Here is a 21658-nt window from a genome sequence, read left to right on the forward strand (position 1 = left end):
CATATCTGATTCCATTCCCGGAAATATCGTCCCTAATTCCAGAAGTCCACCTTCTCCTTCAGTCCAATATGCTCCGCCTTAAACACCGGATTCTTTCCGGCCTTTTTCTGCTCTGTATAATCCTCAAGACACCGCAGTACCGGCTTCAGGAGAATAACGATCACCGGCACATTGATCAGCGCCATGAAGCCCATCAGCACATCCGCTGTATCCCAGACAATACCAAGCTTCATCGTAGCGCCGACGCACACAACCACCGCAGCAACAATCCTCATGCACCACTTTGCCCCATTAGATGGAGTCATGCCGCAAAGATACGCAAGCCCTGTCTCCGCATAATAGAAGTTTCCAAGCAGAGTCGTAAATGCAAACAGGAACAGGGAAACTGTAATAAACACAACACCAAACTTGCCGAGTGTGCTGTTCATAGCCGCCTGCACATAGGCCATTCCGGCCATATCCGCATCCGGCTCCACACCGGAGCAGAGCAGCAGCATCGCAGTTGCTGTACAGATCATACAGGTATCAAGGAATACAGAAAGCACCTGAACAAGTCCCTGCTTTACCGGATGGGAAACACCCGCGGAACCAGCCGCACACGCAGCAGCGCCGACACCGGCTTCGTTAGAGAAAAGACCTCTCTTGATACCAAGCATGACCGCAGACCCCGTAAATCCGCCGAAAATTGCTTTCACATCAAACGCGTTGCGGAAGATCTCTGCGAACACTCCTGGAAGAAGTGTGATATGGGTCACGATCACGAACACGGCAACCGCAATGTAGAAGAATCCCATGAACGGAACGATCTTTTCCGTGATCCCTGCGATCTGCTTTCCACCGCCGCTGATGCAGACGAAGAATAACACTGCAAGCACGCCGCCGATGATCCATTTTGCAAGGTTTTCATTCTGGGAGTATGCCGGAATGACACGGAATGCATCTGCGATATTGAAGGATGCAACCAGATTGAAGCCGACCATGTAGGTCAGGATCATGAACACTGCAAACAGGATTCCGAGCCAGTGTTTTCCGGTTGCCTGATCGATGTAGTAGGACGGACCGCCGTAGCAGCCGCCGTCATCGGAACGGCGCTTATAGATCTGAGCCAGAGTTCCCTCCACGAAAGCAGTAGACATTCCCAGAAGCGCTGTGAGCCACATCCAGAATAATGATCCGAGTCCGCCGAGACAGATTGCTGTGGATACGCCTGCGATATTTCCGGTTCCCACACGGGATGCCGTCGAAACCATAAGTGCCTGAAAGGACGAGATCGCCTTGTCATCCTCACTCGGTGCGAGAACGACCCGCAAAGATTCCTTTAAATAGCGGAACTGAACAAACTTTGTGCGGACCGTAAAGTAGATTCCGCCTGCAACAAGTAAAATGATCAGGATGTATGTGTAAAGATAATTACTGAGATTCCCGATCAGTGCCCCATACAAATCGTACATGTGTTGTTACCCCTCTTTTTTCTTTTTTGTTACCCCAAAATTTTACTGTAAGTTACCCGTATTTACAATCATTTTGCCAGGACCACACATTTCATTATCCCCGAAGAAGAATGTACCTCGACACATTCTCGTGCCGAGCGCGGTCGCTTGCGACAACCTGCATCTTTGTGTGATCATCAGCCCAAACTTCTGCCTGATTTTCTCTCTTAATACCTCCCCTTCCTAATTTTTCTCTAAAGAAGAAAGTTTCCGTCCGCCCATTTTTCCCTGGGGCCCGTACCACTTTCATACTTTCATCGTAACCTGATGAACTGTTACCCTTCATCAAAAAACTGCTCAGTCTTTCTTCGCAAAAATATGCAATTTCATCTGTGAGGAAAGGAACTGCAGGATCTTTCTCCCCGCAATGCTGTTTCCCTTTGCGTCCAGGGACGGACCATAGATTCCGATCCCCATCTTTCCGTCAACAACAGAGAGCAGCCCGCCGCCGACACCGCTCTTCGACGGGATCCCCACGCGGACCGCAAATTCCCCGGACCCGTCATACATGCCGCAGGTCAGCATGATCGTCTTCACGACTCTCACGGTATCGGAATTCAGCAGCCGCTTTCCGGATGGATCCACTCCGTCATTCGCGAGCAGAAGTCCCAAACCCGCAAGGCTTTCCGCCGTGACGCTCAGCGAGCACATTTTCACATAGAAATCCAGCGCTTCCTCCACATTTCCATTGATCACGCCCTTGCTCTCTAAAAGATAGGCGATGGCGCGGTTTCTCGCCACCGTTGACATCTCTGAACCGTAGACTTTCTCATCCAGAACGATCCCGTCATCCTGACAGAAACATCTCGCCAGCTTCAGCATCTCCTCAAACGATACCTTCGGCTCAATAAAGCTCGACACTGCGATTGCTCCAGAATTGATCATCGGATTGTATGGATGGCTGTTAGATCCCTCAAGCTTGATCAGGGAGTTGAAGGCGTCCCCCGACGGTTCCATCCCCACATTCTCAAACACCATGTCAAACCCGCAGACCTCAAGGGCTACCGCAAGGCTGATAACCTTCGAAATACTCTGGATGCTGAACCGGTCCTTTGTGTCCCCGCAGGAGAACCGGCTTCCATCCCGGCAGAAGATGCTGATTCCGAGCTTATTCTTGTCCGCTCTTCCAAGCTCCGGAATGTACGTCGCAACCTCCCCCTCTTTGATGTATGGGCGTCCCGTTTCCAGCGCCTCATTGATCAGATCCTGAAACATAACTTTTGTTTACTCCTTTCCTATATGACCTTTCACTCCTGCTGCCGCACTTTCCATACTTCGCAGGAAACTCCTGTCAGCACATTTTCCGTGCTTTTTTCTTATTTTAAACGTCCTGTCCCCTCTCAAGCCGCTCTCTTACTTCCTTCAAAAACTCTTCCCCGATCCCGGAGATCGGCACATCCGCAAGTGTCACATACCCGAATTCCAGCTTCACCTCGCACCCCGGAATCGGCACGGAAACTGCCCGGAAATCCGACAGCTGCTTGTCAAAGTCATGGATTCCGATGCTGTAAAAATCCGTCTGTGCGATCAGGTTCATGAGCGTCGCACGCCCTGTCACATAAATCTCCTTCTTCTTTCCCGTACTTCCCCCATCCTCATTTGGTCCGAGGATATTGGAGAGAATATCGTCATACAGCCCCATATAGCGGATAAATCCGTAATTCGCAAGATTCTCCCTCGTCATCGGCTTCTTCTCCCGGACGAGCGGATGATCCTTTGAGATCACGATCTGCGGTTCCACATAGGAGAGGAACCGATATGTAAGACCTTTTGCCGCCGCCATCACCTGGATCTCCTCATGTCTCTGGCTGTCGAAATGGAAAATTCCGATGTCGGCCCGCCCGGAGACCACATCCTCGATGACATCCTCCAACTGCCCCTCATACAGGCGGTGGGTGAATTCCGGCTGATCCTGGTAACGTCTCACGATAGTGATAAAACTCTCCATCACATGGGAGAACTTTGTCATGGACACCGCCAGGGGCTCTGTCTTCTCCATCTCTTTTAAAGGCCGCAGGTGCATTTCTTCCATTTCCTTTAAGATCCGCACCGACCGCTCCAAAAACTCATTTCCTTCGGGAGTCAGCGTCACGCCCTGACGGCTCCTGTTTAAGAGCGGCGCTCCAACGGTCTCCTCCAGGTCATGAATGATCTTTCCAAGATGGGATTGGGAAACATAGAGCATCTGGGCCGCCTTGTTGATGGAACCAAGTCTCGCCACCTTGATGAAGTATTCCAGATGTTTCAGATTGATATCATAGCTCATGTTCTTCCCTCCCTCATTTTTCTATCTCTCTTCCCACGCATCACTGCTGAAAAGAATTTCTGAAAGCCGCACATTCCCGCGGCTTTTCTTGTATATAATGTATCATTTTTTGCCATATCTTTCCACTTCTTTGTTATTCTTTATCAAACTAAGGTTATTTCTCACAGAAAAAACCTTATACATCAAAAGCGGAGTGCCGTCACCTGGACAACACTCCGAAACCATACTTTCATATCTTAATTCACACGGGATGACAGACCTCAGCTCCCGATCATAATGCTGATGATCTCATCATTCGTCTCCTTCATTCCCTCTTTTGCGAGACGTCCCACGTTGCGGATCGTCGCCTCGATCCCGGCCGTCACGATTCCGTCACCGTCATCAAAGTTCTGACCACGCTTTGCCATATAGTAGCCGATGATCCCCGCGTCCACCGCCTCAGCGATCTTTGCCGCGCAGGACGCTTTCGCGCCGTCACAGACCATACCGGAGATAATGGCTACCGCATTGATCACGGTGTGGACCACCTCATCATAGGACGCTCCGGAGAGATACGCGATCCCCGCTCCGGACCCCGCACCCGCGCTGACTGCACCGCAGTAGGCGGAAAGTCTTCCGATGGGCGTCTTCTGGTGGATCGTCGTGAGATCTGAGAGTGCCATCGCCCGGTACATGGTATCTTCATCGACTCCCAGCTCCGTTGCGTATACGATGACCGGAACAGAAGCCGTGATTCCCTGATTTCCACTGCCGGAGTTGATGATAACCGGAAGCTCACATCCGTTCATTCGTGCGTCGGATCCGGCTGCCGCCATGGCTCTCGCCCGTGTACGGACATCATTTCCGTTCATATCGAGAAGAAGTGCGCCGATGTTGGATCCATACTGCCCACGCATTCCCTCTCTGGCGATTGCCATATTGTAAGTTTTCTGGCGCTCCAGAACCTCTCTGATATCGTTCACATCCACTGTATGGATAAAGTCCCAGATATGCTCCATATCGAGCAGTGAGCGGTCCGTAAGACCTTCCTCCTCCTCACCATTCACCGGAGTATCCCTGATGACTTCTCCGTTCTTTTCAATATGTACCACATTCGTGTGATAATTTGCGATGCGGACCATGCTGGTATCTGTTCCGCGTGTCAGTGTCACAATGATATCAAAGGTGATTCCGTTATCAATGTGCTCCACTTCCACCGGGGTCGTCTGAAGGAATTCCTTCATCGCCGTGATCTGCTCTTTTGTGACAGACGCTATGACCTCAAGTTCCTTTTTCGGATCACCTGCAACGATTCCTGCCGCCGCCGCCGCCGGAATTCCCTTTAAATGATCCGTATTCGGGACGATCACGGATTTTACGTTCTTGATCATGCTGCCGCTGGCTCCTACCTTCACCTTCTCCGGGAGTCCGCCGAGCACTTCCCTCGCGACTGCCGCGCAGTAAGCGATGGCGATCGGCTCCGTACATCCCATCGCCGGCTTCAGTTCCTCTTCCAGAATACTCACATATGCCTGATATCTGATATCGCTTTTCTCCATTGTATCCGTCCTTTCTCCGTTCTTTTCTGCCGATCGGATCACTTTTTCCGCCTGCCATTCATGACTCCGAGTCTCACATCCTGAAAATTCGCATTCTATCCTGCTATTTTCTTGCAATTTCTATATTCTTAGCGTATCATAAGAAGTGCTAAAAGTAAAATTGAACGTTTTAAACAGATCGTTTATAAATTTTTATAGAGAAGAAAGGAATCCGCCATGGAACTTCGAGAGATCCGCACGTTTCTACAGATCGCGCAAAAGCAAAGTTTTTCAAAAGCCGCCGAGGCGTTAGGTTATTCCCAGGCCGCCGTCACGGTCCAGATCAAACAGTTAGAGGAGGAACTCGGCATCCATCTCTTTGACCGTCTCGGAAAAAAGACGGTCCTGACCCATCACGGGGAGATCTTTTACCGCTATGCCGTGACGATCCTTGGCACCGTCGCCGACGCGAAAAACGCGGTTTCCGCCTCCACTGAGCTCTCCGGTGACCTCACCATCGGAACCATTGAATCCATCTGTGAATCCATCTTTCCGGATCTTTTAAAGAAATTCCATCAGCTTTACCCGAACGTCTCCGTGAGCATCGTTCTGGACTCCCCGGATGTTCTTTTGGACCGCATGAACAAGAACTCTATCGATCTGGTCTATCTCCTCGACCAGCCCATTGACGACAAGCGTTTTATAAAAGTTCTGGAAGCGCCGGAAAATATCTCCTTTGTCTCTTCCTCCGTCCACACGCTGGCAAAAAATGATCCCACAGACCTTGCCTCGGTCATCAGCCACCCATTCCTCCTGACCGAAAAAAATGCCAGCTACCGGTTCGTTCTTGACCGGTATCTGGCATCTCTCGGAAAGGAGATCAAGCCTTTCCTGGAAATTGGAAACACTGAATTCATTATCAATATGTTAAAACAGAATGCCGGGATCTCATTTCTCCCGGAGTTTGCCGTAAGGCATGAAGTGGAATCCGGTATTCTCTCGATCCTGCCAGTAAAGGATTTCCACATGGAGCTCTACCGTCAGGTCCTCTATCACAAAGACAAATGGCACACCGGTGAGATGGACGCCTTTATCGAGCTTGCGAAGGAGACTTTCCGGACTTCGCCCGTTTCAGACGAACACCCTCAAGAACGATAAGGAAGGTCAACATAATAAGCATCGCCGCGCTCACTCCGATGGTCAGCCTGTAATCTCCCGTTATATCATAAAAGGTTCCAAACCACATGTTGAAGGGTGCTCCCAGAAGCGTTCCCACCATGGTGGAGTAGGCGTACGCCGTGCTGTATGTCTCGCCCTTCCAGAAGATCCTGCAGAATAATGGCATCATGACCGAGGAAAGCGGCAATGTCACACCGAAGAACAGGGAGCCCGCCATCACAGTCTTCGGGGAGCCCAGGAACAGCAGCACATGACCAAAGAACGCCAGCGCAATGGAAAATTCGAAGGTCTTTATGATCCCAAGGCTGTCGCTGACCTTTCCGAGGATCAGCTTGCTGGACATGTTTCCGAGAAGGGATATACTCGTCATCATGGCCGCCGCCTGCAGCGTCAGGCCGGCTGCGATCCCACAGGGCGTCAGGAAGGAATTCAGGTACGCGCACGACACACTGGTCCAGTATGCACCTATGGCAATATAAAATTCCGGCTGACGCAGCAATTCTTTTATCGGAGTCCCGTTTTCCGCGGATGCAGGCGCTGATGTGCCTGATACAGCCCTTTGCTCCACATCCTCTGCCCCGTACGGCAGAAGTCCCATCTCTTCCGGCTTGTAGCGGAGAACGAACAGGGAGATCGGGAGGACCAGCGCGGTACTGACGATTCCAACTGCCACATAGCTCACCCTCCATCCGAATGCCGGGATCGCCATTCCAAGAAAGCTGCTGCCGATCATGCCGACGAGACCGGAGAACGCCGCGGAGATTCCCACCGCCATTCCGGTCTTTTTCTTAAACCAGTTTCCAAGAATGATCGGCGCCGGGATCATGCAGACGAAGGACGAGGCAATTCCCTGAATGATGCCTGTCAAATGCCACTGCCACAGTTCATGGAAGGTACCCATGAGGGTCGCGCAGCCTCCGTATATGACAGCTGCAATGCTGATCACGATCCGCACATCATGTTTCCGAAAGCTTGTCGCCACAAATGGCAGCGCCAAAGCAGAACTGATGCAGTAGAGCATCCGGTACATCGTAAGTTTTCCCAGCTCAAATCCCAGCTCTTTGCAGATCGGGGAGTAAAAGACACCGGCACAGTTGTTGATGAGTCCCAGAGTCGCCCCCTGCAGGATGCAGCAGCCCGCAAGGATGAACCAGGCGTAGTGCAGTCTGTTTTTCTTTTGTTCCATTGTTATTTCTGCCTTTCCCCAGCTTTTTTCTTTTCCGCACATCTCCGGTATCCGTCTGTCTGCCCCGAAAGGTTCCGGCTACATGTCCGCCAGTTACAGCTCCCTCACTCACTCTTATAGCAGGCGTCTGGCCTCTGCGGGCATGCTGAATAAATCTGCGGAATATTCTTTATTCCTTAAGGTTATATTGTAGCATTATTTCTCCCATTTTCCCATATTTTTTTCATCTTTTTGCCATAAAGAACTTGCAGGATAAATCTTAAGTACTTATAATAGAAAACACGGTAACTGTTCATTACATCGAAACAGTACCGCAGTAAAAAGACATTACCGTCCGACCCCGGCGGCAAAAAATACAATGCCGGTCAGACGGCAGAATGGAGGAATTTCCAATGGCAAAGAAAGATATCGACTGGTCCAATATCGGATTCGGTTACATCAAAACTGATTACAGATATGTATCCAACTTCAAAGATGGTTCCTGGGATGAGGGAACTCTTACAACTGATGATATGATCACCTTAAACGAGTGTGCATGTGTATTCCAGTATGCACAGACCTGCTTCGAGGGCTTAAAGGCATACACAACAGAAGACGGCCACATCGTAACCTTCCGCCCGGACTTAAACGCTGAGCGTATGATGAACTCCGCAGCAAGACTTGAGATGCCGCAGTTCCCGAAGGAGCGCTTCATTGACGCGATCACAAAGCTGGTTGCGGCAAACGCTGATTTCGTTCCGCCGTACGGTTCCGGCGCAACTCTTTACATCCGTCCGTATATGTTCGGTACAAACCCGGTAATCGGTGTGAAACCGGCATCCGAGTACCAGTTCCGTGCTTTCTGTACACCGGTCGGCCCGTACTTCAAGGGCGGCGCTAAGCCGATCACAATCCGTGTCACAGACTTCGACCGCGCAGCACCTCACGGAACAGGTCATGTAAAAGCCGGCTTAAACTACGCAATGAGCTTACATGCCATCGTTGATGCTCACAAACAGGGCTATGATGAGAACATGTATCTCGACGCTGCTACAAGAACCTATGTTGAGGAGACAGGCGGAGCAAACTTCATCTTCGTTACAAAAGACGGCACAGTCGTAACACCGAAGTCCGACTCTATCCTTCCGTCCATCACACGCCGCTCCATCCTCTACGTTGCTGAGCATTACCTCGGTTTAAAGACAGAGGAGCGTCCGGTTCCGTTTACAGAAGTAAAAGATTTCGCTGAGTGCGGTCTCTGCGGTACCGCTGCTGTTATCTCCCCGGTCGGCAAGATCGTAGACCACGGCAACGAGATCTGCTTCCCGAGCGGCATGGAGAAAATGGGTCCGGTGATCCAGAAGCTCTACGACACATTAACAGGCATCCAGATGGGCCACATCGAGGCACCGGAAGGCTGGATCCATGTGATCAAATAATTAACCGTGTGAATTGTATCAGAGCAGGATTCCTTTGGGGGAGTCCTGCTCTTTTTTCTTTAACATCGCATGGGAAGAGAATTCCATTTAAGCGATGATACTATTCTGGAACAAATATGTAAAAATTTTGATCTGGATCAGATCACTGCGAGAGAATCCATTGATTCTTTTGGGAAATAATTATCCATATTCATCAAAAAGATCCGGGAGACCATCCATACATGATGGGATCCCGGATCTCTTTAATTTTTCTTTATTTATGCCGCATGGAATCTTCCATCCCGCCTGCAGATCTCCTCAAACTCCTTAAGCTTCTGCTTTGCCTCCGGACTTAAGTCATCCGGAACCTGTATTCTTACGACGGCGTACTGGTCACCGTGGAGTGACGGGTCTTTTAAGGAGACGATACCTTTGCCGCGGAGACGGATCTTTGTACCGGAGCGGGTTCCGGCTTTGATTTTGCAGACCACATCGCCATATAACGTGTGGACAAGAGTCTCACCGCCGAAGACGGCCGTGGTGAACGGAACTTCCACATCGCTGTAGACATCCATGCCCTTTCTCGTCCAGCCCGGCTTCTCACCGACTGTGATCTTGAGAAGCAGGTCGCCCGCGGCACCACCGCCGGTTCCCGGCATTCCTTTACCTGCAAGCCGGATGCTCTTTCCGGTCTCGATGCCTGCCGGGATCTTTACCTTCAGGGTCTGCGGTCTGCTGCCAGGCTGGTTCGGGTTCTGGATCGTGATGGTCTTTTCGCAGCCATGAACGGCCTCATCGAAGGTTATCTGGACCTCCGCATTTAAGTCGTTGCCGCGGTCAGAAAATCCAGAACCGGAAAATCCATTTCCGCCGCCAAAGCCATGGAAGCCGGAACCGCCAAAGCCAGCGCTGCCAGCTCTTCCTTTGCCGCCAAACATATTTCCAAACAGATCACCGAAGATATCATCCCCGTCACCGCCCTCAAAATGGAATTCATGATATGTTCCATCTCCGGAGCGGAAGGATCCAGACCGGTATGCTCCGCCGGCACCGTTTCCGAAGCCGCCGAAACCGCCAAAACCACCGGCACCTGCTCCGGCGCCCTGTCCGTAACCTGCCGTCTCATCAAAGGCAGCATGTCCGAACTGGTCGTAAAGCTTCTTCTTCTTCGGATCACTCAAAACGTCGTAAGCCTCATTTACATCCTTAAACATCTGCTCCGCCGTCTTATCGCCAGGATTGGAGTCCGGATGATACTTCTTTGCCAATTTTCTATATGCACGTTTAATTGCCGCAGCATCCGCGTCTCTCGAGATGCCCAGCACATCATAATAATCTCTCTTTGTCGATGACATATTCACCACCTCACTGTTCTATATGTAATGTAACATATCAAATATTCAATGTCAAGGGAGGTATGTGAATTTTTTGTGATATTTAAAGATCCCGCCGAAACCTTCCTCTGTACAATATCTGTACGTCCTGGCTTTTGGCGGGATCTTTATTTTTCAATATTTGCTTTACTGTTCTGATTATTCCTACTTTTCAAAAATCTGCCGGAATTCCTTTACCTGGGTCCGACCGATGGGCAATGCCTCAGCATCATAGTACTTCATCTTCACACAATATCCGTTATTGTAGCTCACCTGCATCTCCTTCACATAATCCAGATTGATTAGGTAGCTCTTGTGGATCCGGAAGAACCGGCTCTTTTTCAGGTGGGTCTCATAATTGTTCAATGACTCGTTCTGCAGATAGAAGGATCCGTCCTTCATATGGATCTTGCAGGAACGCTTTTCCGTCTCGATGAACACGATATCCGCCACGTCAACAACCTGAAAGCTGGAGCCCACGTTCACCATGATCTTCCCGATTTCATATCCGGGACCGGCGGCCTTTTCCTTTATGTGTTCATGGACCCGCTCCATCGCCCGTTTGACGCGCTCATAGTCAAAGGGTTTTAAGAGATAATCCACCGCCCCGATCTCAAAGGCCTTTACCGCGTATTCCTGGAACGCAGTGGCAAAGATGATCAGCGTGTCCGGCTGCTTTCTCTTTATCATGGATGCCAGCGTAGTGCCGTTCATTCCACCCAGATTAATATCCACAAAACACACATCAAAGGTCTCATTTTCCAGCATTGCAAGAAATTCTTCGCTTCCGTCGGCCTCCGCGATCTCCGCCTCCGGCTCACACTGTTCCACCAGATATTTAAGTTCGCTTCTTGCCGGGCGCTCATCGTCAACTACTGCTATTCTCATACCTCATGCCTCCCATGTTCTGTCAAAAACGCCGCTGTTCCAAACAGCAGGCTGCTGTCATCTGTTCTTTCAGAAGATCGTCAGCCTGGCGTTTTCTCCTGCTGCGCGCTTCCAACCGCGCTGTCCGGAATGTTCATCCGCACGTACGTCCCTTCTTCACTTGTCACGATCTGGAGTCCGTAGGACTTTCCGTATAAGGAGATCAGTCTCTGCTGCACGTTCATCATTCCGATTCCTGTGTGTTCCACTTTTTCCCCGCCGTACAGGCTCTGGACGATCCGGTAGTCCATTCCCGGTCCGTTGTCGATCACGTCGATCCTCGTGGACCGTTCCTCCCGTTTTACGTTTACGATGACCTTTCCGACTCCTTTTTCCCTCTGCATTGCCCCGTGATGGACCGCATTCTCCACGATGGGCTGTAAGATCAGGTTCGGCACGCAGCTTCGCAGCGTCTCCGGATCCGCATTGATCTCGATCGAGAGACGTTTTTCAAACCGCGCCTCCTCCAGCATCGTATAGGCTTTTACATGCTCAAGTTCCGTGTCAAGAGTTACCATATAATCGGTATCCTCCAGCATGCTGCGGAAATAGGAGCTCAGTGCCAGCAAGAGCTCCCTCGCCTTCTCCGGCTTTTCCCGGCAGAAGTAGGAGATCGTATTTAAAGAATTGAACAGGAAGTGCGGATTGATCTGGGACTGCAGGGTCCGAAGCTCCGCTTTTCTCAGCTCTTCCTTCTGTTTCTCCATCTCCGAGAGCTTGATCTGCATCGCGAAGTGATTCGCCAGTCCCGTGACAAATTCAATATCCGCCCGATAGGAATAGGCATTTTTCTTCACCAGCATCACAAGCGCCAGAACCTTTCCCTCATCGAGGAGGATCGGTGCGGAGATGATCACATTCTCCTTATAAAGAGGATAAAATCCGTCCTCCGGTAAAGGCACGCGGCTGATCCTCGTTGTCTTGAAGGTCTTTGTTGCAGATAAAAGTCTCGGATAATTGTTCTCTGTGAGAACGATACTGGAAAATGCCCCGCTCCTTGCCAGAAATTTCATGTCATCGATCAGTGCCGCGCCCTGACAGTGGTACTCTTCCATAATAATGTCGATGATCTTTCCCGCCGTCTTCCGGTCCTTCTCCACAGAGCCAAGATACGGGGTACACCGCTCGGCGGTTCTCATTGCGAGGGAGACCTTGGACGCAACCTTCAAGTCCTCCGTGTTGAAGATCGATTTAAAAACATTAAAGAAGATCACCATGCCGACGGAATTGATGATCACCATCGGAACGATCACGATCTTTACGATATCAACGGCCGCATCAAACGGTCGGGTGAGCAGCAGGATCAGAACAATATGGATCATCTCGGAAATGAACGTGACTCCAAGCAGAAATGTATTCGAGTACTGGCGGTTTTCCTTCTTCTTCCAGCCGATAAAGGAACCGATGATCCCATGGATGACCGCGGAGAGCACACAGGCCACCGTGGAGATCCGCTCCGGGAAGATCAGATACCGGTGAGCCGCCGCAATCGCTGTCGTGATAAAGCCGGAGACAGGACCGCCCAGAAATCCGGCGGACAGGACACCGATCACCCGGGCATTCGGCAGCGCCCCTGTCACCTGAATCCCAATGTAATCAGAGATGATGCAGAAGACGCCGAAGATTACACCGAGAAGCACCTTTTCCCAGAGCCTCTGCCAGACGCTCTCTCCTCTTCCTTCCTCACTTCCGCCCTCTTCATTTAATAGAAGTCTCTGGACAAAGTCCATCTTCGTCATCATGAAGGCGAGCACTACCAATAGGCAGATGTTAAAGCAGATACTGTAAATAACATCAAGCAGCATATTGTTTCCTCCTGTCTCTGACGATCCCTGTTTTTCTATATCTGTCCGCAGTGGTTATTGCAATCTGCGCAAAACCTCCATTTCGGAATGTCTGCGCTTCCATCTGCGCATGGCATGGATCACAACTGTCCGACGCCTGACCCGGTGTGTTCTAACAGACACATATAGAAAAACAGGGACCGCCGCAGTAAATTTTCTGCAGCAGTCCCTGTGTGTTCACCGGTTATCTATGAAGGTCTACGCTGCCGCCGGTGCACTCTTCTTTGCAGCTGCTTTCTGGAATACGAATACAACTGCGCAGATCATGATACCTGCGATATCTGTCACAAGACCGCTGTCGATCAGGAGATAAGCGCCAATGAGGCTGGCAATTCTCAATACGATGTTGACCTTTGTGAACAGGAAGCCTTCGACTGCTGTACTGATTAAGAATACACCAACTGCAGCAGTTACTGCAACCTGAATCGCTTTTGCAAGCGGAGTATCAAGCAACAGAAGGTCTGTATTGTATACAAACATGTACGGAAGAATGAATCCTGCAAGCGCAAGCTTTACGGATGCCCATCCTGTCTTCATCGGACTTCCGCCTGCGATACCTGCTGCCGCAAAAGCTGCAAGGGCAACCGGCGGTGTCAGGTTTGCGAACATTGCGAAGTAGAAACAGAACATGTGGGCAACCAGGGCCGGGATACCAAGCTGTACCAGAGCCGGAGCTGCGATCGTGGAGGTAATGATATAGGACGGGATACTCGGAAGACCCATACCTAAGATCATGCAGGTGATCATTGTGAATACCAGTGTGAACATCAGGCTCTTTCCGCCGATGCTGATGATGGTATTTGCCATATTCAGGGCGAAACCTGTAATCGAGCAGGAACCAACGATGATACCAACGCAGGCGCAGGCGATCGCTACGGATACGGTAGACTTCGCGCTCGCTACCATCGCATCAAGAATATCCTGGAAGGTCATTCTCGTATTCTTTCTGCACTGCGCCACGATGATCGTGAATACGATCGTATAGAACGCAGCCATGATAACCGTCTTTCCGGAGAAGAACAGCATGTAAACGAGGAAGATGATCGGGAGTGCCAGATGACCGTACTCCTTCATGACCTGGGACATCTTCGGAAGCTGATCCTTCGGGGTTCCCTGCATTCCCATCTTCTCAGCCCTCATCTGGATCTGGAACAGGATGCCCATGTAGTAGATGACTGCCGGGATGATCGCGGATAAAAGAAGTTCATTGTATTTCATGCCGAGCGTATCTGCCATGATGAATGCGGCAGCACCCATAACCGGCGGCATCAGCTGTCCACCGACAGAACCGGTCGCAACAACGGCGCCTGCGAACTCGTCGTCATAGCCGGATTTTTTCATGAGCGGGATCGTGAAGGAACCGGTCGTAACAACGACGGCTACGGCTGCACCGTTGATCATTCCGAGAAGACCGGAAGCAACGACCGCTACCTTTGCCGGACCGCCCTTTGTGCCGCCCGCGATGGCGTTCGCGAAGTCGTTGAAGAACTGACCCATGCCACACTTGTTCATGACTTCACCGAAGGCGATGAAGAGGAAGATGTAGGTGGACGCAACATTGACTGACGATCCGTAAATACCTTCCGTGTTCGAGAAGAAGTGGCTCATTAACTTCTGCCATGTGTATCCTCTGTGGAGGAAAATGCCCGGGACATCGATCGGGATGAGTCCCTGCTTTGTCCCCATTAAGCTGTAGATCATAAAGATAATGGAGATGATCGGGAGAGCCATGCCGCAGACACGTCTCGTTGCCTCCAGAACGACCAGGGTTAAGAGTGTACCGATCACGACATCCATCATGTCCGGCTTTCCGGCACGGTTGATGATGTTTACATAATCTACGCACATATAGATCGGAACTGCGGCTGACAATGCAATAAATACATAATCATACCACGCGATCACTTTGCGGCTCGCTTTTTTCGTGGCCGGATAAAGCATGAAGGCAAGGATCAGGATCATGCCGACATGGATGGAACGATGCTTTAATGTTTCCGGCATGTAAAGGCCGGATGCGAAAACCAGATGATATAAGGTAACGATGATCGCGAATACCCGGTAAGCTTTCTTTAATACCGGGGATCCGAACTTTCTCGTCTTGCTCTCTTTATCAAACTGCTCGAGGAGTTTCTGTTTTTCTTCCTCGCTCATCTCTGCTTCCGCTGTACTGGGGATGATGTTTTTCTCTTTTTCGCTCATACAGATTTCCCTTCCCTTCGTTGTCAGAGCTGTTGTCGATGTTGCTTCAGCAGTTTCCTTTTTAATTTTCGAAACCATTCCGGATCCTCAGCACCATTTTTACGTGATGCGGCATGTCAGAGCCCTGAATCAGGAGCTCGCCATTCACCTTGATGTTCTTCAGGGCTGTCTGGGAATTGATCCAGTTGAACTGTGGAAAGACGCTCTCGATCTCATCCATGTAGACGAGTCCGTCTTCGTAGCGGTATTTGCAGTCCATCTCTGCCGGAATTCCGGCACCGAAGCCCGCGACCGCGATGGTGTGGAGAATGAAGCTTCCGTCTTTCTGTATCTCGTAATACTCGTACCATGGAATATGCTCAAAGGAATGTTCCCACTGGAAGGAAAGCTCGTCACCGGTCTTTACCGGAATCTCCCGGTAAACATTTCCGGTTTCAAGCTCTTCGATCACCAGAATTTTTTTCTGCTGCCGTGCGAACACGGCAGCAGAGATTGCTGTGATTACCAGAAGAACCGGAATCAGGATTTTAAATTTAGTTCTCAGGAGTTTCATAACCGTGATCCTGCCACCACTTCGCAGCACCGTCATGAAGCGGGATCTTTACATCGTCAACACCGAAGGAAACATCGATGTTCTTGTCTGCTGTGTTGTGGGATGCCTTGATGGTAGCGATTCCATCGTCGGAGAAGATGCAGTCAAGCATATCGTAGACCATGTCATCGGATACATCCTTATTTACAAGCATGATATTGTAAACGAATACGCTCTCCACGTCCTCTTTGTTGTTGTATGTATTGGCCGGGATCGTGCTTGCGGAGAAGAACGGATACTTCTCGATCAGGTTGTCTCTGCCTTCGCCGTCGATCGGAACGATCACCATATCGTAGCTGAATGCCAGCTCGCTGACGGTTGCGTTCGGAAGACCGGAGGTAACAAATGCCGCGTCGCACTGACCGTTCTTCATCTGGTCGATCGCTTCGCCGTAGGATAAGTAGTCAACATCACTATCCTCATATGTCATGCCGTATGCTTCGTAGATCATTCTCGCATTTAACTCAACACCGGAGTTCGGAGCACCGATACCGACCCTCTTGCCCTTTAAGTCCTCAACGCTCTTGATGCCTGTGCTTGCTACGGTTACGAGCTGTACGTAGTTCGGCCAGAGTCTCATCATGGCTCTCAGATCCGGCTCTGCCTTCTCAAACGCACCAAAGCCCTCATACGCCTGTACGACGGAGTCCTGCATTGCGATTGCAAGCTCTGCCTCACCGTTTAAGATCATGTTGATGTTCTCAACGGAAGCGCCGGTTGCCTGTGCGGATGTCTTATATCCTGCATTTCCTAATGCGGTTGCAAATGCGCCGCCGATCGGGTAGTAGATACCACTCGTAGGACCGGTTGCGACTGTGACGAACTCTTTCGCCCTGTCAATGCTCACGGATGTGCTGCCTGCCTCCGCGCTGGAACCATCCGCCGCTTTCTCAGTTACGGCTGCCGCTGTTGTGTCAGCTGCTGTTGTAGATGTACTGCCGGAACTGCTGCCGCATCCTGCAAGAGCTGCTGTCATTGTGAGTGCCATAGCTGCTGCTGTGATTCTCTTCACTAATCTCATACTGTTTACCTCTCCTTCTTTTTGTTTACCCGTAACGATCCGGTCCCACCCGGATCATTACATACCCACTTTTCAAATGCTTCATATTCTTTATAAATATTTCACATTTCATGTCTAAATTTTAACGTAAACATAACCCTGATACAATGGGGTTCGTGCAAACTGCACAAAATCGTGTATGAATGGTAAAAATTGATGTGTGAAATGCAGGAATAAGACAGTTTTCCTGTGAATCTATATGATATTATTTTAACAATTCTTTGCACACCTTTGCGATCGATCGATGAGTTCGCTTGATAAGTAGGAATTGATCGTTCCCGTTAATATATTGCTTTAAATTTTTAAACTTTAACGCGCATAAGTGTTGACTTTTCTCTCTCCTGTCTTTATACTATGGACATAGCGGATCACGCCTCGCAGGCTTTGCCGATTTGGAATACAAAGCACCGGCATTCTTTCTGCGAGATGTGCGTTATATAACGCATGACCGGATATTACATCAATCATATAGAAACAGGGGAGTAACCGCTTATGGGAGCAATTGTAAAAGTAAGAAATGTAAAATTGGGAGACGGAATGCCGAAGATCTGCATTCCGGTTACGGATACAAATCTCGATGACCTGAAAAAATCTGTAAATCTGATCCGGAATACTCCGTTCGACCTGATCGAATGGCGTGCGGACTTCTACACCGGTATGGAAGATCCCGAAGTCCGGACCAAGGCAATGACCTTATTCCGGAATGCTTTAGGAAATATTCCGGTGCTCTTCACGATCCGTACCAGAGTGGAAGGCGGAATGATGGAGATCGATACGGAGACCTACACGAAGACGATCCTCGCCGTGATCGACAGCGGTCTTATTGACCTCGTGGACGTGGAACTCTCCCGCGGGGAAGAGACGATGAAAACAATCGTCGCGGCAGCCCACCGGGTCGGTGTGAAGGTCGTCGCTTCCCGCCATGACTTTACCGCAACGCCGGATAAGAACATCATCATAAGCAATCTCTGCCTGATGCAGTCCCTGGGCGCTGATATCGTGAAATTCGCGGTGATGCCGCAGTGTGAGCGGGATGTCCTGACACTGCTTGACGCAACGTTGACCATGAAGGAGGAGCACAGTGATACCCCGGTGATCACCATGTCCATGAGCCCCACCGGCGTCATCAGCCGTATCTGCGGTCAGCTCGTCGGCTCCTGCGTGACCTTCGGAACCGCAGGAAAGGCATCTGCGCCAGGGCAGATCCCGGCGAACCTGTTAAGCACGTTCCTGCAAACGCTGGCATAAATGACTGTTCACACGGATATGAGCTCCTTCACAACGATACCCCCCTGTGTCCAGCTCCCCTCTGCTCACTTTCTGTTAAACCCCTATAAGCTCTAAATACCTTTACCATAAATTGTACCCGCTCAATGCGAGATCATATTCTCCGCAAAGATCCCATACCCCCTCGTCGGATCGTTGATAAACACATGGGTCACAGCCCCGATAAGTTTTCCGTCCTGGATAATTGGTGAACCGCTCATACCTTGAACAATGCCGCTTGTCAAATTTAAAAGTTCCTCATCCACAACACGGAGAACCAGGCCTTTATTTTTCTGAATGCTGCCGTAATCCACCTTCTGAATTTCGATCTCATAATCTTTTACTTCCCCGGACACATTGCTTCGGATGTACGCAGTTCCCTTGTGAGTATCCTGTCGGAAGCCGACGGGAATCGCATCGGTTTTTATTGAATCCAGAAAATGGTTGTTTACGGTTCCGTAGATTCCCTCTGCCGTATTCTCCTTCACTTCCCCCAGTTTTGTTCCTTTTCCGTAATAGATCACTCCTGACATGACTCCCGGCTTTCCGGTCTGGCCTTTTTCGATCCCGAGGATCTGGGTCTCGTAGAGTTCCCCACCTTCAATATCCACCAGTTCCCCGGTATCACTGTCACTGATTCCATGCCCAAGAGCACCAAAATTTCCGTTCATATCCACATAAGTCATGGTTCCGATTCCCTGAGTATCATCCCTGACCCAGGCACCAAGCTTATAGCTTCCGTCTTCCGCAAGAACCGGTGTCATATCGACCTCGATCCTGCGACCATCACGCCGGATTCCGAGCGCCAGCGTCTTTCCGTCTGACGCGCTCACCGCGTCCACCAGATCATTTTTATCTTCCAGATCTTCTCCGTCCACCGTCTGGATATAGTCTCCGGACTTTAAAAGCCCATAAGCAGGTTCCACAACGTTTCCCGTATCATTTGTGACCTGCCCCGTCCCGATCACCATAACGCCCTTTGATTTTAAATAGATTCCCACCGGCATTCCACAGGGGATCGCATAAGATCCATCCACCACCTCCACCTGAATGTCTTTCATCCGGATAAGTCCCAGGAACTTCATTCCAACCCGGTAGCTTCCCTCATTTTTCCCATACATAGAGACTGCATCCGGGCGTTCGATCCGGATCATTCCTTGCGGGATTTCTGAAGCATTCTTCAGGACAACCTCCTCGCTGTCACTCTCAAAGGTCACTCCGGGAGGAAGAGCAAAATGAAAGACTTCTTCCTCATTGACCACCAGATTCAGCCGATCCGGCACTGCATACCGGATATAGACCCAGGAAAATCCGATTGTAAAGACGAGAGAAATCCAGAATGTCCGGATCAGGATCCGTCGAAACGATTCTTTTTTCATCATGGCAGCTCCTCCTTTATTCATTCTTTATCTGCAACGCCGCTGTCGCGCCTGCACTGCAGTTTTCCGAAGCTGCCGCTTCCCTTTTATCGTTTCCACTTTATCAGACAGTCATTCCCAGCCGTCACAGAAACCGTTATAAAAAAAGGAGAGGCAGCTTTTTTGCTCCTCTCCTATTATGTGATGCTTTTTTATTTTCACCCTGTCAGTTTTTTCTCATTCTGCCGATTCATCCCGCTGTTTGAAGTACAGCTCTGTGATTCTTCGTCTCCTCTGCCAGACGTTTCATCTCCTCGGCATTTTCCCGTACTTTTTCCGTAATCTCAGCTCCGCCTAGGAGTCTTGCGAGTTCATCCACCTCATCCTTCTCTGTTAGTTTTCTGATTTTCGTCGCAGTCACACCATTCTCCACAGATTTTTTTATTTCAAAGTGCGTATCCGCCATTGCCGCGATCTGCGGAAGGTGGGTAATACAGAGTACCTGGTGCTTTTTTCCGATATAGGACAGGCGCTCCGATACCTTCTGGGCTGTCCGTCCACTGATACCGGTATCGATCTCATCGAAGATCAAAGTTGGAATATCGTCCGTGTCCGCAAGGACCGTCTTGATCGCCAGCATAATTCTTGAAAGTTCACCGCCGGAAGCAACTTCCCCCAGCGGCCTTGGCGGAATACTTCCCGGATTTGTGGAGATCAAAAATTCCACCTCGTCGGAGCCGGCTGCCGTAAAGTGATCGGTCCGGTGTACATCTACCCGAAATTCCACATGAAGGAAGTTCAGATCCTCAAGCTCCTCCGTGATCCGGTTCTCCAGAATCTTTGCTGCTTTTTCTCTCTCCTTCGAGAGCCGTCCGCAGAGAAGTCCCAGAACCCGCTTCTGCTCCTCAAACTCGGCTTTTGCGGCAAACGCCAGTTCCGCATAGTTTTCCAAGTCCTCAAGTCGTTTTTTCTTTTCTTCCAGACTCTTTAAGACAGCTTCCTCGCTGTTTCCGTATTTTGCCATAATTCCACGGACAAGATCCAGACGTTCTTCCGTCTTTTTAAAATCTTCCCCAGAAAACTCCATCTCATCCATATAGTCCGAGATCGACCTGCAGATATCCGATAAAATACTTTCCGCGTCAGAAAGACCCGCAGCGATCCCGGACAGCCTTTCATCGTAGGATGCCACACTTTCCATCTCACGGTACGCACGCCCGATCGCGTCCCCATCTACCGCCTGATAAGCTCCCTGTAAGCTTTCCATAATTTTTTGACTATGGGAAAATTTACGGAATTTCGCCGCAAGTTCTTCCTCTTCGCCCGGTTTTAATGCAGAATCCTCAATCTCATCGATCTCGAATCTCACGAAATCAAGTTCCCGTTTCCGGCTTTCCTCATCCAGAGAGAATCCGTCAAGCTTTCCCTTTAATTCCAGATATCTCCGGTAACTCTCTGCCACATTTCTTTTTAAGCTTCCCGTCTCTCTCCAGGAATATTCATCAAGGATCTCCAGATGTTTCTGCTTATGAAGGAGAGACTGATGTTCATGCTGTCCATGGATATCGAGAAGCTTTCCGGTCACGGCTTTTAAGCGCGCCGTCGTCACTGTCTCGTCATTGATCCGGCTGATACTTCTCGTCTGGGTGATCTTTTTTGAGATGATTAAAAGACCATCTTCATCCGGATACACATCCATTTTCTTTAATTCTTCCCGTTTTTTCTCGTCATCAACCGAAAAAATAAGCTCAATATACGCATACTCTTCCCCACATCTGATCATATCCCTTGACGCTTTCGCGCCCAGCGCCAGGGCAACAGAGCCAATGATAATCGACTTTCCGGCTCCGGTCTCACCGGTCAGGATATTTAAACCGTTTCCAAACTCCACATCAGCCTGCTCAATCAGAGCAAGATTTTTAACATGTAAACCAACAAGCATCCTGTTCCCTCGCTTTCCCTCTATGAAAATAAAACATTTGTTCGATTTTGTAAAACGAGTAT

16 protein-coding genes are annotated in these 21658 nt (G+C 50.0%); 3 read left to right on the plus strand and 13 right to left on the minus strand.

The annotated features are described in order from the left end of the window. Window positions 1-32 precede the first annotated feature (32 nt). The 4 genes from ABCW45_RS04220 to ABCW45_RS04235 form a co-directional block, all read right to left on the minus strand. Window positions 33-1451 carry an alanine/glycine:cation symporter family protein gene (locus tag ABCW45_RS04220; RefSeq protein WP_117484389.1) on the minus strand — a complete coding sequence of 473 codons (1419 nt, stop codon included), beginning with the start codon at window positions 1449-1451 and terminating at the stop codon, window positions 33-35. Window positions 1452-1787: 336 nt separating this feature from the next. After that, on the minus strand, window positions 1788-2705 hold the full coding sequence (gene glsA, locus ABCW45_RS04225; RefSeq protein ID WP_343220345.1) for a glutaminase A: 918 nt from the start codon (window positions 2703-2705) through the stop codon (window positions 1788-1790). A 106-nt stretch (window positions 2706-2811) separates the two neighbouring features. Further along, entirely contained in the window at window positions 2812-3756 is a 945-nt protein-coding gene (locus ABCW45_RS04230; RefSeq protein ID WP_343220346.1) for a LysR family transcriptional regulator, read from the minus strand. Window positions 3757-4016: 260 nt separating this feature from the next. Then, the gene (locus ABCW45_RS04235) at window positions 4017-5294 is read right to left on the minus strand and encodes an L-cysteine desulfidase family protein (RefSeq protein ID WP_117484435.1); all 1278 of its coding nucleotides are present in this window, start codon (window positions 5292-5294) and stop codon (window positions 4017-4019) included. Between the two features lie 216 nt (window positions 5295-5510). Here ABCW45_RS04235 and ABCW45_RS04240 point away from each other — a divergent pair, with 216 nt between their 5' ends. Further along, entirely contained in the window at window positions 5511-6431 is a 921-nt protein-coding gene (locus tag ABCW45_RS04240; protein ID WP_021905423.1) for a LysR family transcriptional regulator, read from the plus strand. Here ABCW45_RS04240 and ABCW45_RS04245 read toward each other — a convergent pair. Further along, window positions 6364-7638, minus strand: coding sequence for an MFS transporter (locus ABCW45_RS04245; RefSeq protein ID WP_343220347.1), 1275 nt, complete (start codon window positions 7636-7638; stop codon window positions 6364-6366). The two genes, ABCW45_RS04240 and ABCW45_RS04245, sit on opposite strands and share 68 nt — an antisense overlap. Before the next feature lie 392 nt (window positions 7639-8030). On the opposite strand from ABCW45_RS04245, the gene ABCW45_RS04250 reads away from it, so the two are divergent. Beyond that, window positions 8031-9056: a branched-chain amino acid aminotransferase gene (locus ABCW45_RS04250; RefSeq protein ID WP_117484394.1), complete on the plus strand. Its 1026-nt coding sequence runs from the start codon at window positions 8031-8033 to the stop codon at window positions 9054-9056. A 257-nt stretch (window positions 9057-9313) separates the two neighbouring features. Here ABCW45_RS04250 and ABCW45_RS04255 read toward each other — a convergent pair whose 3' ends face one another. From ABCW45_RS04255 to ABCW45_RS04280, 6 genes are all read right to left on the minus strand, one after another. Further along, complete coding sequence (locus ABCW45_RS04255; RefSeq protein ID WP_343220348.1) at window positions 9314-10390, minus strand: DnaJ C-terminal domain-containing protein; 1077 nt, start codon at window positions 10388-10390, stop codon at window positions 9314-9316. Between the two features lie 183 nt (window positions 10391-10573). Further along, window positions 10574-11296, minus strand: coding sequence for a LytR/AlgR family response regulator transcription factor (locus ABCW45_RS04260; protein WP_117503217.1), 723 nt, complete (start codon window positions 11294-11296; stop codon window positions 10574-10576). A gap of 80 nt (window positions 11297-11376) precedes the next feature. Beyond that, window positions 11377-13140, minus strand: coding sequence for a LytS/YhcK type 5TM receptor domain-containing protein (locus ABCW45_RS04265; RefSeq protein ID WP_343220349.1), 1764 nt, complete (start codon window positions 13138-13140; stop codon window positions 11377-11379). A gap of 237 nt (window positions 13141-13377) precedes the next feature. Further along, window positions 13378-15378 (minus strand): TRAP transporter permease, encoded by a 2001-nt coding sequence (locus ABCW45_RS04270; RefSeq protein WP_343220350.1) that lies wholly within the window; start codon window positions 15376-15378, stop codon window positions 13378-13380. Between the two features lie 61 nt (window positions 15379-15439). After that, window positions 15440-15931, minus strand: a complete 492-nt coding sequence (locus ABCW45_RS04275) for a DUF1850 domain-containing protein (protein ID WP_343220351.1) — start codon at window positions 15929-15931, stop codon at window positions 15440-15442. Beyond that, entirely contained in the window at window positions 15912-16991 is a 1080-nt protein-coding gene (locus tag ABCW45_RS04280; RefSeq protein WP_343220352.1) for a TAXI family TRAP transporter solute-binding subunit, read from the minus strand. Before ABCW45_RS04280 ends, ABCW45_RS04275 begins: the two co-directional genes overlap by 20 nt. 531 nt (window positions 16992-17522) lie before the next feature. On the opposite strand from ABCW45_RS04280, the gene aroD reads away from it, so the two are divergent. After that, entirely contained in the window at window positions 17523-18278 is a 756-nt protein-coding gene (gene aroD / locus ABCW45_RS04285) for a type I 3-dehydroquinate dehydratase (RefSeq protein WP_117503213.1), read from the plus strand. Between the two features lie 122 nt (window positions 18279-18400). Here aroD and spoIVB read toward each other — a convergent pair whose 3' ends face one another. After that, complete coding sequence (spoIVB, locus tag ABCW45_RS04290; protein WP_343220353.1) at window positions 18401-19678, minus strand: SpoIVB peptidase; 1278 nt, start codon at window positions 19676-19678, stop codon at window positions 18401-18403. 226 nt (window positions 19679-19904) lie between these two features. Continuing rightward, window positions 19905-21596, minus strand: coding sequence for a DNA repair protein RecN (gene recN, locus ABCW45_RS04295; RefSeq protein ID WP_343220354.1), 1692 nt, complete (start codon window positions 21594-21596; stop codon window positions 19905-19907). Between the last annotated feature and the right edge of the window lie 62 nt (window positions 21597-21658).

It is taken from the genome of Pilosibacter fragilis, from assembly GCF_032490495.1.
Taxonomy (GTDB): Bacteria; Bacillota; Clostridia; order Lachnospirales; family Lachnospiraceae; genus Pilosibacter; species Pilosibacter fragilis.